General features: G+C 34.3%; 7 protein-coding genes. 3 read left to right on the plus strand and 4 right to left on the minus strand.

Going from position 1 to position 13,616, the window contains the following annotated elements:
* Positions 1 to 3 precede the first annotated feature (3 nt).
* Positions 4 to 2,595 (plus strand): phosphoenolpyruvate carboxylase, encoded by a 2,592-nt coding sequence (locus P8K68_RS12060; RefSeq protein ID WP_300251295.1) that lies wholly within the window; start codon positions 4 to 6, stop codon positions 2,593 to 2,595.
* Positions 2,596 to 2,989: 394 nt separating this feature from the next.
* Here P8K68_RS12060 and amt read toward each other — a convergent pair whose 3' ends face one another.
* The 4 genes from amt to P8K68_RS12080 all read right to left on the minus strand — a co-directional run bounded on the left by amt (position 2,990) and on the right by P8K68_RS12080 (position 7,093).
* Positions 2,990 to 4,219, minus strand: a complete 1,230-nt coding sequence (gene amt / locus P8K68_RS12065) for an ammonium transporter (protein WP_300251299.1) — start codon at positions 4,217 to 4,219, stop codon at positions 2,990 to 2,992.
* 10 nt (positions 4,220 to 4,229) lie between these two features.
* Entirely contained in the window at positions 4,230 to 4,580 is a 351-nt protein-coding gene (locus P8K68_RS12070) for a P-II family nitrogen regulator (RefSeq protein WP_300251301.1), read from the minus strand.
* A 145-nt stretch (positions 4,581 to 4,725) separates the two neighbouring features.
* On the minus strand, positions 4,726 to 6,012 hold the full coding sequence (locus tag P8K68_RS12075) for an ammonium transporter (protein WP_300251303.1): 1,287 nt from the start codon (positions 6,010 to 6,012) through the stop codon (positions 4,726 to 4,728).
* A gap of 94 nt (positions 6,013 to 6,106) precedes the next feature.
* Positions 6,107 to 7,093 (minus strand): outer membrane beta-barrel protein, encoded by a 987-nt coding sequence (locus tag P8K68_RS12080; protein WP_300251387.1) that lies wholly within the window; start codon positions 7,091 to 7,093, stop codon positions 6,107 to 6,109.
* A gap of 514 nt (positions 7,094 to 7,607) precedes the next feature.
* On the opposite strand from P8K68_RS12080, the gene gltB reads away from it, so the two are divergent.
* Both gltB and P8K68_RS12090 read left to right on the plus strand, forming a co-directional pair.
* Positions 7,608 to 12,122 carry a glutamate synthase large subunit gene (gene gltB / locus P8K68_RS12085; RefSeq protein WP_300251305.1) on the plus strand — a complete coding sequence of 1,505 codons (4,515 nt, stop codon included), beginning with the start codon at positions 7,608 to 7,610 and terminating at the stop codon, positions 12,120 to 12,122.
* A 4-nt stretch (positions 12,123 to 12,126) separates the two neighbouring features.
* Entirely contained in the window at positions 12,127 to 13,590 is a 1,464-nt protein-coding gene (locus tag P8K68_RS12090; protein WP_300251307.1) for a glutamate synthase subunit beta, read from the plus strand.
* Positions 13,591 to 13,616: the final 26 nt, after the last annotated feature.

Below are 13,616 nucleotides of genomic sequence, written 5' to 3' on the forward strand. Positions count from 1 at the left end.
ACTATGCCAGTAAAACCAAAATTAACACGATTTAATCAAAATGTGTTATCAAAATACCAGATATATAACAGTATATTCATGACATTACCTTTTGATGCTGTTACAAAAACAGGAGTATTACTTCCGTTATTTCATGAAACCTGTAAAAAAGGATTTAACAACGGAGATGATCCTACTGCCATTGTTGACTCCTTTTTTGAAAAATATCAAGCTAGAAGAAATAAACAAAGCCAAATTAACTTACTATTTAGGTTTATTCAATATATAGAAAGACAAGTTGTTTTATTTGATGCTATTGAAGATGCATCATTCTCAGTTGTAAATAATATGGAGGGTTTAGGTACTTTAAGAAACCTTAAAGAAACCGCAAGTTCTGAAGGAAAGTTAGAAGAACTTAAAGCATTTCTTGAAGAATTTAAAGTTCGAATCGTTTTAACGGCTCACCCAACACAATTTTACCCAGGTTCTGTTTTAGGTATTATTACAGAACTTACAGATGCCATTAAAAGAAACGATTTAACAGAAATAAACAATCTATTTGGTCAATTAGGAAAAACACCTTTTTTCAAACAAAAGAAGCCAACACCTTACCAAGAGGCAAAAAGCTTAATGTGGTACCTTGAAAATGTATTTTATCAATCATTTGGTGATATTTATAATTACATTCAAACGAATATTTATGATGATGGTAAAAAACACAACGATATTATAAACATTGGATTTTGGCCAGGAGGAGACCGTGATGGAAACCCGTTTGTAAAACCAGAAACTACTTTAAAAGTTGCAAAAAAATTAAAAAAATCTATTCTTAAAAAGTATTACCAAGATTTAAAAAATTTAAGAAGAAAGCTAACATTTAAAGGTGTTGAAGATCGTATTATTCGTCTTGAAACCATCATGTACGAATACAGCATTAATTTAAAAACAAAAAAAGCAATTAGCGCTAAAGAATTAAGAGCAGAGCTTTTAAGTATAAGAGATGTTATTGTAAACGAGCATCAATCATTATATGTAAGTGAAATTAACAACCTAATAAATAGAGTTCATCTTTTTGCTTACAGATTTGCATCTTTAGATATCAGACAAGATAGTAGAATACACCATAATGTTTTCACAACAGTTATAGACCACTTAATTGCTAAAGGCAACTCATCTTTCCCAGATAATTATCACGATTTATCTGAAGCTGAACAAATTAAAATACTATCAAAAGCCACTGATGATATTGAAGATTTAGAGATTTTTGAAGATGAAATGGTTAGCAATACTTTAAAAACTATTGCTATAATAAAAGACATTCAAAAAAGCAATGGTGAACGTGGCGCTAACCGATACATTATTAGCAACAACCAAACAGCACTTAATGTAATACAGTTATTTGCTATGTTGAGAATGGTGGCTTTTAAAGATAATTTAACAGTTGATGTAGCGCCGTTATTTGAAACCATTCCTGATTTAGAAAATGCACCAGGAGTTATGGAACAATTGTACCTAAACCCAGAATACATGGCTCATTTAAGAGCTAGAGGAAGCAAACAGCATATTATGTTAGGGTTCTCTGATGGCACAAAAGATGGTGGTTATTTAATGGCAAACTGGGGTATTTATAAAGCAAAAGAATTGCTAACTGAAATGTCTAGAAAATATGATATTACCGTTATATTCTTTGATGGTCGTGGCGGACCTCCTGCTCGTGGTGGTGGAAAAACGCATAATTTCTACTCATCTTTAGGACCAACTATTGAAGATAAAGAAGTACAGATTACCATTCAAGGACAAACGGTAAGTTCTAATTTTGGAACCAACGACTCTTCACAATATAACTTAGAGCAATTAATTACTTCTGGTATAAAAAATAGAATTGATGGCGAAAAGAATCGTTTATCAAATGAAGATAGAACGGTAATGAATGATCTTGCAGAAACAAGTTACCAAACTTATAAAGATTTTAAAAGCCATCCCATGTTTATCCCATATTTGGAACGCATGAGTACTTTAAAATATTACGCAAAAACCAATATTGGAAGTAGACCTTCTAAAAGAGGCACATCAGATAAATTAGTGTTTTCAGATTTAAGAGCCATCCCTTTTGTAGGGTCTTGGAGTCAGTTAAAACAAAACGTTCCAGGTTTTTATGGTGTTGGTACAGCATTAAAAGTTTACGAAGATAAAGGTGAATGGCATAAAGTTGAAGACCTTTACCACAACTCTAAATTCTTTAAAACACTCCTAGAAAACAGTATGATGTCCTTAACTAAATCGTTTTTTGATTTAACAAAATACATGTCTAAAGACGAAGAGTTTGGCGGTTTTTGGAATATTATTTTTGAAGAATACAAAACCACTAAAAGATTATTATTAAAACTAACCGGGTACACTGAGTTAATGGAAAACGAGCCTTCTGGAAAAGCTTCAATTGAAGTAAGAGAGTCTATCGTTTTACCGTTATTAACCATTCAGCAATACGCACTTAAAAAGATACAAGAGTTTGAAAAAGCTGGTGTAGCTGCTGACGATCCTGAAAAATTAATTTTCGAAAAGATTGTAACACGATCGTTATTTGGAAATATTAATGCCAGTAGAAATTCAGCATAAGTATTTTTCATAAAACACAAAAAAATCAAAGCCTTCACTTTTTTAGTAAAGGCTTTTTTATGTAATAAATCTAAGCCAGTAATCCTAAAAAGTTACTACTCTAAGTGCTTTTTGGACGTTATCAAAAGAGTCAGGCTATACGCTATAAGTCCTTGGTATTAAATCTCTGTGGACTTTTATTCACTTTTTTTTATATGTTGTTTTTATGAACATAAATGTTTCATTGCTATTAACTAAAGCGGACTTTCAAATTATTAATTAATATGACTCAGCTTCACCTTTTAACACCCTTTAATTGTAGCACTTAACTTTACAAAACAAAAAAAAAGGACGCCTTGCAAAAGCAAAACATCCTTTTAATCAAACTAACTAAACTAAACTAAATTGTTATTAATTAGTGCTCATTTAACCTGAAATCTGGATACGCATCCATTCCATGCTCATGACCATCTAATCCTTCTAATTCTTCTTTTTCAGACACTCTAATTCCAATAGTTTTCTTAAGTGTAAATATTATAATGAATGATGTTACAATACAAAATACAGCATAACAAGCCACGCCTATTAATTGTGCAACAAATGTATGATCTGGGTTAGTTGAAAATATTCCAACAGCTAAAGTTCCCCAAATACCACAAATTAAGTGCACTGCAATTGCTCCTACTGGATCATCTAATTTAATAGCATCTACAAAAGCAACAGCAAATACAATAAGCGCACCAGCAACAGCACCAATAATAATGGCACTCTCAGGAGTCATAACATCCGCACCAGCAGTAATACCTACTAAACCACCTAAAATACCATTTAAAAACATGGTTAAATCTAAATTTTTATATTTTAGAAATGATACCACCATAGCAACTACTCCACCTGAAGCTGCCGCTAAACAAGTTGTTACCAGCGTTAATGATGTTAATTCTGGGTCAGCAGAAAGTACAGAACCACCGTTAAATCCAAACCATCCTAACCAAAGAACTAATACCCCAGCAGTAGCTAATGGTATACTATGACCTGGAATAGCTTGAGGCTTTCCATTTTTAAATTTGCCAATTCTTGAACCTAACAAATAAACAGCAACCAAAGCAGCCCATCCACCAACAGAGTGTACTAGTGTAGAACCAGCAAAATCATAAAATCCGAGTTGATCCAAAAATCCACCACCCCATTTCCATGATCCGGCAATTGGGTAAATTAAACCAACGTATATCACAGTAAAAATCATAAATGCACCAATTTTCATACGCTCCGCAACGGCCCCTGAAACAATAGTTGCAGCTGTTGCAGCAAACATTCCTTGAAATAAGAAATCTGTCCACCATGTATAACCACCATCAGCATATTCTGGAGTCATTCCATTTTCCGGAGGCGCAATACCAAATCCTGCAAAATCAAAAAATCCAGCTGAACCTTCAGCAAACCCTGGATACATTAAGTTGAATCCCATTATATAATACAATAGTAAACCAACTGTAATGATAAAAATGTTTTTAAATAATATGTTTATTGTATTTTTTTGTCTTGTTAGCCCAATCTCCAAAAATGCAAAACCAGTATGCATAAAAAAGACGAGTGCCGTACAGACCATCATCCATACGTTATTAGCTGTAAATAATCCTTCCATAATTGTTATTTTATTTTGATACTTTCTTTAAAGTGTCTCCTCCTTTTTCTCCAGTTCTTATTCTATAAGTTTCTGTAATGTCTGATACGAAAATTTTACCATCTCCAACTTCTCCTGTTGCAGCAGATTTTAATAAGGCATCTAAGGTTATTTTTTCAAAATCGTCATTTACCACAATTGATAAGTATCTTCTTTGAATATCGCTCGTACTATATGAAACACCTCTGTAAACGTGTGCTTCTTTTTCGTTACCTAAACCTGTTACATCCCAATAAGAGAAGAAGTTTACATCTACTTGATGCAACGCTTCTTTAACGGCACTAAATTTAGATTTTCTAATAATTGCTTCAATTTTTTTCATAATTTATTATCTTATAATTGTTTAGTTTGTTAAAATAGGAAATTATTTAATGCTGATAACTAAACTTTGAAAACACTACTTTTATTAAAGTCTAAAAGATGCCTTAGTTATAAGGCACCTTTTAGATAATAATTTAATTTTATAATTATTCCTCAATTTCTCTTTGTCTCTTACCTGGGTAAGCGATAGAGCCATGTTCTGTCCAGTCAAGACCAGCAATTTCTTCTTTTTCAGAAACTCTTAATCCAACTGTCTTTTTCATAATTCCTAAGAAAATGAATGATAAACCAATAGCCCATGCAGCATATGCTAAAACTCCAATAGCTTGAGCGCCTAATTGTGCAGCTCCACCACCATTAAATATACCAATACCAGCATCACCATCAACACCCCAAAGACCTATAACTAAAGTACCCCAAGCACCAACAACACCGTGTACTGAAATAGCACCTACAGCATCATCAATTTTTAATGTTTTTTCAATGAAACCTATCGAGAATACAACAAGTAAACCACCAATTAATCCAGCTAATACAGCACCACCTTCAGTCATGTTACCACATCCTGCAGTAATACTTACAAGACCAGCAAGTGCGCCATTTAAAGTCATACTAAGATTTGGTTTTCCGTTTTTAAACCAGGTAAGCAATAATGCACCTAAAGCACCCGCAGCAGCAGCTAAGTTTGTTACAAGTACAACTTGCGAAGCAGCAGTAGCATCATCACCACCCCAAGCTAATTGAGAACCACCGTTAAAACCGAACCATCCTAACCATAGGATAAATACACCTAAAGTTGCATACATTTGGTTGTGACCATGCATTTCAATTGGCTTACCATTAAGGAATTTTCCAATTCTAGGACCAACCATCCAAGCAGCAACTAATGCAGCCCATCCACCAACAGAGTGAACAATAGAAGATCCAGCAAAATCGATAAATTCAGCAGGCATAATACCATCAGTGTTGTTTAACCAACCACCGTTCCATTCCCAACCACCAGCGATAGGGTAAATAAAAGCAGTTAATAAAATACTAAAGATGGCGTAAGTTGTATATTTAGTTCTTCCAGCAATAGCTCCAGAAACAATAGTTGCAGCAGTAGCAGCAAATACAGTTTGAAAAAATAAATCTGCAGCACCTTGAGAAAATATAAAGCCTCCCCAATGGAACCAACCACCGGCAACATCAGTACCGTACATTAAAGAATATCCGATAAACCAGAAAGCTAGAGAGCCTACTGCAATATCAAGGAAGTTTTTCATCGCTATATTTACAGCGTTTTTTGAATCTGTCATTCCAGACTCTACCAAGAAGAATCCTGCTTGCATGAAGAATACTAAGATACCTGAAATAAGCATCCACATCATTCCCATATCGCCTTCAATAGCGGCAGTATCTTGAATTAAAAAGGGTATATTTAATATTGACATAATAAATAATTTTTAGGGTTAGTTAAATAAATAAAGGCAAGTTCTCTGAGAACTTAGAGAACTTGCCTTATATTCTCTTTTATATTTTTTTCTCTTAGAACGAGTAGATTGCAGCTAATGTGAAAGCAGCTAAATTATCAGATGCATCTCCATCAGAATCAAAATAAGGCATATCATTACTCCAAGAATCTAATCTAATCTCAGGTTTGATAATTAAATTGTCTACAGTATAACTAGCTGTTAATGTAGTAGCAAATACACTAGGCAAATCATCAACATCTTTTTCATGTAATCCGAAAAGCTCACCTCTTAGACCAATAGAAAAAGAATCAGATGTCGCTAATTGTGGATATAATGCTACACCATAAAACCCAGCTTCATCACTAACTTGATAAGCACCATTAATACCTAAGAAAAAAGAATCAGATAAATCAAAACCACCTGTATAATCGATTTCAAAACCTAAAACTTCATCATCATCATAGTAAAGGTTTAAGAATTGTCCTTTATACCCTAATTGAGCACCTAAAGCATATCCACCAGTTAAGTTATTGTTAACATCTGTTGGATTCATAAAAGCAAGCATTAAGCTAAAATCTTCAGATAAGGCGAAATCAGCTTTTAAACCAACCATAGAAAAAGGTCCGCTTGAAAATAAATAAGACGTACTGTAGTTGAAATTTGCAACCGGAGAAATCACTTCGTAACCAAGGTAAGTATTCCAACGTCCCATTGTTAATGTGGTGCTTTCAGATACATTCCAGTAAGCATACAATTGGTTAATGTATAAATCATTCCCGCCGCCTGCAGCTTGAATTCCTCTAGTTCCAAAAGCCAAATCAGCTACTGCACCTGTTGTTTCACCCTCATAAGATGCTATTACATTTGCCATACCTAAAGCAAAACCTGTTTGATCTGCAAAAGATGATCCAAAAGATTGGACAACATTATCTGAGGCTGTTAAATAAGTTTGATAATAAGTATCAACACTACCACTAATACTTAATTTTTTTGGTGCTTCTTCTTGAGCAAATAACGCTGTTGCTACGAAAAGCATTGAAAGTGTAATAATTTTTTTCATCATTGTTTTATTTTTAAGTTATTTAATTTTTTAGATCTAAGTTTTGATTAGTTTTTGTTTTAAGTTAAATAATTTTAGATCTAGTCTTCCTTAAGAACGGGGCTAAACTATATCAAAAAGATTTAACCCCCATAAAAAATAGGGGCATTTAGCTTACTTTTATCAATATTCTATTTTTTGCCCTATTTTTTTAAGGGTATTCTCTAAAATAATAGATTTTTTGATATTTCAACAATCAGCGTAATTGAATTATTGTCAGTATTTTCTAATTTTTAGTATTATAAATTTCATTTAAAAGATGATTTCTTAACATAAATTCACATATCCTTATATATAAGCAAAAATTTACCGTTTGAATATTTATTAAAAAAAACGTCTAATATTGATATATACCCATTTTTATATCCTGTTGACTTCAAAAATCGAAATAATCAAATCTACCTTATTGTATTTCAAATCTTAGAGCGTATCTTAGCTCTTCAACTCAAGTTTTTAAACTAATTTATTGTTGACTATGATTAAGAAACAAGGACTTTATTTACCAGAATTTGAACACGAAAACTGTGGCGCAGGTTTTATTTGTAATCTTAAAGGAGAGAAAACAAATCAAATCATTCATGATGCCCTAGAAATTCTTGTTAAATTGGAACACCGTGGTGGTGTTAGTGCAGATGGAAAAACTGGTGATGGTGCTGGGTTATTAATTGATATCCCTCACGACTATTTTAAACGCGTTTGCGATTTTGAAATCCCTAAACAAAGGGCATATGCTGTTGGTATGGTTTTTTTACCAAAAACATCAAACCAATATAATTTTTGTAAAACCACTTTTGAAAAAGAAGTAGAAGCACAAGGGCTTACTATTTTAGGATGGCGTAAAGTACCGGTTGACTCCTCTCAATTAGGGCAAATTGCTTTAGCATCAGAGCCTAACATAGAACAACTTTTTATTGGCAAAACAGAAGCTATTGATGAAGCTACTTTTAAAGCTAAATTGTATGCGGCTAGAAAAATAACTGAACACGCTATTAGAACCTCTAAAATCTCTGAAAGCGGTTACTTTTACGTACCTAGTTTATCGAATACAACCATAATATACAAAGGTATTATTATGCCTGAAGATATTGGGCCATATTATACCGATTTACAACAAATAGATTTAGTAACCCGTTTAGCATTAGTGCACCAACGTTTTTCTACCAACACCATGCCTACTTGGGAATTGGCACAACCATTCCGCCACATGTGTCAGAATGGAGAAATTAATACCCTACGCGGAAACGTAAGCAGAATGCGTGTTCGTGAAGAAATCATGAAGAGTGATGTTTTCGGGCCACAAATAGATAAATTATTCCCAATAATTTTACCAGGAAAATCAGATTCAGCTTCTATGGATATGGTTGTTGAATTATTAACGCATACCGGACGCTCATTACCAGAAATTATGATGATGATGATTCCTGAAGCATGGGAAAAACACGCCACCATGTCTGAAGAGCGTAAAGCTTTTTACGAATACAATGCTTGTATTATGGAGCCTTGGGATGGTCCTGCATCTGTGCCTTTTACAGATGGCGACTATATTGGTGCTTTATTAGACAGAAACGGATTAAGACCTTCAAGATATACCATTACAAAAAGTGGTAAACTTATTATGTCTTCTGAAATTGGCGTGGTTGAAGTTGCACCAGAAGATGTAAAAGAACACGGTAGATTAGAACCAGGAAAAATGTTCTTGGTGGATATGAATAAAGGACGCATTATTGAAGATGAAGAAATAAAAAGTAAAATAGTTTCAGAAAGACCGTATCAAGAATGGTTAGATAAATCACGTTTACATTTAAAAGACGTAGCATATACCAGCGAAACTTGCCCTATTGAAACTATAGATATTAAAACACGTCAGCGTTTATTCAACTACACGTTTGAAGATATTCAAGAAGTCATCACACCAATGGCGCAAGTTGGAAAAGAAGCTTTAGGCTCTATGGGTATTGATACCCCTTTAGCGGTTTTATCTGATAGACCTCAACTCATTTCAAACTACTTTAAACAATTATTTGCACAAGTAACAAACCCACCATTAGATGGGATTCGCGAAGAGATTGTTACAGATATTAGTTTAAATTTAGGAAAAGACAGAAACATTTTCAGCATTACAGAAAGACAATGTAGGAAATTAAGAATTCAAAATCCTGTTATTTCTAATGATGATTTAGAAAAAATAAGAACCATTGATATAGATGGTTTTAAAGCCGAAACCATACAAATGCTTTATCCAAAAGTAGAAGGTATGAATGGTTTAGAAAATGCGCTTGATGATGTCATCATTCAAATTGAAAAAGCTTTAGAAAGAAAGACAAATATTATTATTCTTTCTGATAGAGGAGTTAATCAAGAATTTGCGCCAATTCCTGCTTTATTAGCCTGTTCTTATGTTAACCATCAATTGAATCGTTTACGTAAGCGTTCTTATTTCGATATTATTATTGAGTCTGCAGAACCTAGAGAACCTCATCATTTTGCTACCTTATTTGGTTACGGTGCTAGTGCTATTAACCCGTATATGGTTAATGAAATTATCAGAATGCAGGTTAAAGAAGGCTTCATCACTGATATGGATGAGCAAAAAGCAGTCGATAATTTTAATAAAGCGATTGGAAAAGGTATTTTAAAAGTGATGAATAAAATTGGAATCTCTACGCTACATTCGTACAGAGGTTCTCAAATTTTCGAAATTGTTGGATTTAATTCTCAATTTGTTGAAAAATATTTCCCATACACCGCTTCAAGAATTGAAGGTATTGGATTATATGAAATTGAAAAAGAAATTGACCAACGTTATAAACAAGCGTACCCAGATAATTCTATCGATAAAAATTTAGGATTAAATATTGGTGGTGATTATAGATGGAGACGTAATGGAGAGCGTCACTTATTTAACCCAACTACAGTTTCAAAATTACAACAAGCGGTTCGATTAAGCGATCAAGCCAGTTATAATGTCTATGCAAAAGCCATAAACGAACAATCTGAAAACTTAATGACTATTCGTGGTTTATTTGAGTTTGATAACTTAGACCCTATTCCTTTAGAGGAAGTAGAGCCTTGGACAGAAATTGTAAAAAAGTTTAAAACTGGAGCGATGTCTTATGGTTCTATTTCTCGCGAAGCCCATGAAAATTTGGCCATTGCGATGAACAGAATTGGTGGAAAATCGAATTCTGGTGAAGGCGGAGAAGATAGAAAGCGTTTTCAAAAAGATATAAATGGCGATAGTCGTAATTCAGCAATAAAACAAGTCGCTTCTGGTCGTTTTGGAGTAACGTCACATTACTTAACCAATGCCAGAGAGATTCAAATAAAAATGGCGCAAGGTGCTAAACCCGGAGAGGGCGGACAATTGCCAGGGTATAAAGTATTACCATGGATTGCAGCAGCACGTAACTCAACACCATTTGTAGGGTTAATTTCGCCGCCGCCACATCACGATATATATTCTATTGAAGATTTAGCTCAATTAATTTTTGATTTAAAAAATGCCAATCGCGAAGCTAGAATTAATGTAAAATTAGTTTCAGAAGTTGGTGTTGGTACCATTGCCGCTGGTGTTGCAAAAGCAAAAGCCGATGTGGTGTTAATCTCAGGATATGATGGCGGAACAGGCGCATCTCCTTTAACCTCTTTAAAACATGCAGGTTTACCATGGGAACTTGGTTTATCTGAAGCACAACAAACTTTAGTTCTAAACAACTTAAGAAGTAGAATTGTTGTAGAATGTGATGGTCAGTTAAAAACAGGTCGCGATGTTGCCGTAGCCGCTTTATTAGGAGCTGAAGAATTCGGATTTGCAACAGCGCCTCTAGTAGCTTCTGGTTGTATAATGATGCGAAAGTGTCACTTAAACACATGCCCAGTGGGTATTGCAACTCAAGATAAAGAGTTACGTAAAAACTTTAAAGGCACACCAGAGCACGTTATTAATTTCTTCTATTATATCGCTGAAGAATTAAGAGGAATAATGGCACAGTTAGGATTTAGAACGCTTGCCGAAATGGTTGGGCAAACACATAAAATAAATGCTAATAAAGCTATTAAACATTATAAAGCTAAAGGTTTAGATTTATCAAGTATATTGCATAGACCTGCAGCTTATAGAGAACTTACTGTTAGAAATACAGAACAACAAGATCATAACTTAGATAGTGTTTTAGACTTTACAATATTAAAAGATTCGCATCGCGCTTTATATAGAAAAGAGAAAATGACGCTTGCCTATCCTATAAATAACATAAACCGTACAGTTGGTGCTATTGTAAGTAACGAGATTTCTAAAATTTACGGACATCTTGGTTTACCAGAAGATACCTTAAATATTAATTTTACAGGTTCTGCGGGGCAAAGTTTTGGCGCTTTTGGTGCACATGGATTAACATTCATTTTAGAAGGCAATACAAACGATTATTTAGGTAAAGGTTTATCTGGAGCGAAATTGATTGTTAAAAAACCAGCTAAGGCAGACTTTATTGCCGAAAACAATATTATAATTGGTAATGTTTGTTTGTTTGGAGCTGTTCAAGGTGAAGCTTATATTAACGGTATTGCAGGTGAGCGTTTTGCAGTTCGTAACTCTGGAGCAACAACTGTTGTTGAAGGGGTTGGAGATCACTGTTGTGAATACATGACAGGTGGAAAAGTAATTGTTCTAGGTAAAACAGGAAGAAACTTTGCAGCAGGTATGAGCGGTGGTATCGCTTATGTTTACGATCCAGATAACAAATTTGCAAACGGTTTATGTAATATGGAAACTATAGAGTTTGAAGATATTACTGGCGATGATGCAACAGACTTAAAACAATTTATTGAAAAGCATACGCTTTATACAGATAGTGGTCTTGGTAAAAAACTATTAGCAGACTGGGATACTAGTCTTGGTAATTTTGTAAAAGTCATGCCAATTGAATACAAACGTGCATTGAAACGTTTAGAGACAGAAGAACCAATGGTAGAAGAATTAACAATAGCATAGTGTCATGGGAAAAGTAACAGGATTTAAAGAATTTGAAAGACAAGATGAAACTTACACACCTGTAAAAGATCGTGTAAAACATTATAAAGAATTTACGGTTCCATTAAATGAACCCGAGCTTCAAAAACAAGGGTCGCGTTGTATGGATTGTGGTATTCCGTTTTGCCATAGTGGTTGTCCATTAGGAAATTTAATTCCTGATTTCAATCATATGGTTCACCAAGGTGAGTGGCAAAAAGCCTCTTGGATATTACATTCAACCAATAATTTTCCTGAGTTTACAGGTCGTTTGTGTCCTGCCCCATGTGAGCAATCATGTGTGTTGGGTATTATAGAAGACCCCGTATCTATTGAAAATATTGAAAAAAACATTGTTGAGCGTGCTTTTAAAGAAGGCTGGATTAAACCACAACCACCAAAAACAAGAACAGGTAAAACCATTGCCGTTGTTGGCTCTGGACCTGCTGGTTTAGCTGCAGCGCAACAATTAAATAGAGCGGGACATACAGTAACCGTATTTGAGCGCGATGATGAAGTTGGCGGATTATTACGATACGGGATTCCTAATTTCAAAATGGAAAAAGGCATTATAGACCGTCGTTTAAAAATTTTAGAAGCTGAAGGTATTGTATTTAAAACTAACGTTAATGTTGGTGTTAATTATAGTGTTGAAGACTTAAAAGCTTTTGACTCGGTTGTTTTGTGCGGAGGTGCTACAGACAGGCGTAGTTTACCAACTCCAGGTATAGATGCTGATGGTGTAGTACAGGCTATGGATTTCTTAACACAACAAACGAAAGTGTTATTTGGTAAGAAAGTTGAAAACCAAATACTAGCCACTGATAAAAATGTTATTGTAATTGGTGGTGGAGATACAGGTTCAGATTGTATTGGTACATCAAACCGTCAAGGTGCGAAATCGGTAGTTAATTTTGAAATTATGCCGAAACCTCCAGGACATCGTTCACCAACTACCCCTTGGCCTTTTTGGCCATTACAGTTAAAAACATCATCGTCTCATAAAGAGGGCGTAGAACGTAACTGGTTAATTAACACTAAAGAATTCGTAAAAGATAAAAACGGAAAGTTAACCGCATTAAAAACGGTTAATGTGGAGTGGAAAATGGTTCCTGGACAACGTCCGCAGTTAATTGAAATTGAAGGTACAGAAAAAACATGGCCTTGTGATTTAGCTTTATTGGCACTTGGTTTTACAGGCCCAGAAAGTACACTTGCAGATAAATTAGGAATTAATAAGGATGCGCGTTCTAATTACAAAGCAGCATACGGAAAATATCAAACGAATGTTCCAAATATATTTGCCGCTGGCGATATGCGTCGTGGACAATCTTTAATTGTTTGGGCCATTTCTGAAGGGAGAGAAGCTGCAAGACAAGTGGATATATATTTAATGGGTAAATCTAATTTACCTTCTAAAGATGTTACTGGCGATTTGGTTGCGATGTAACTTATAAAATAACATCATTTAAAAAG

This window comes from Algibacter sp. (assembly GCF_029245835.1).
GTDB lineage: Bacteria > Bacteroidota > Bacteroidia > Flavobacteriales > Flavobacteriaceae > Algibacter_B.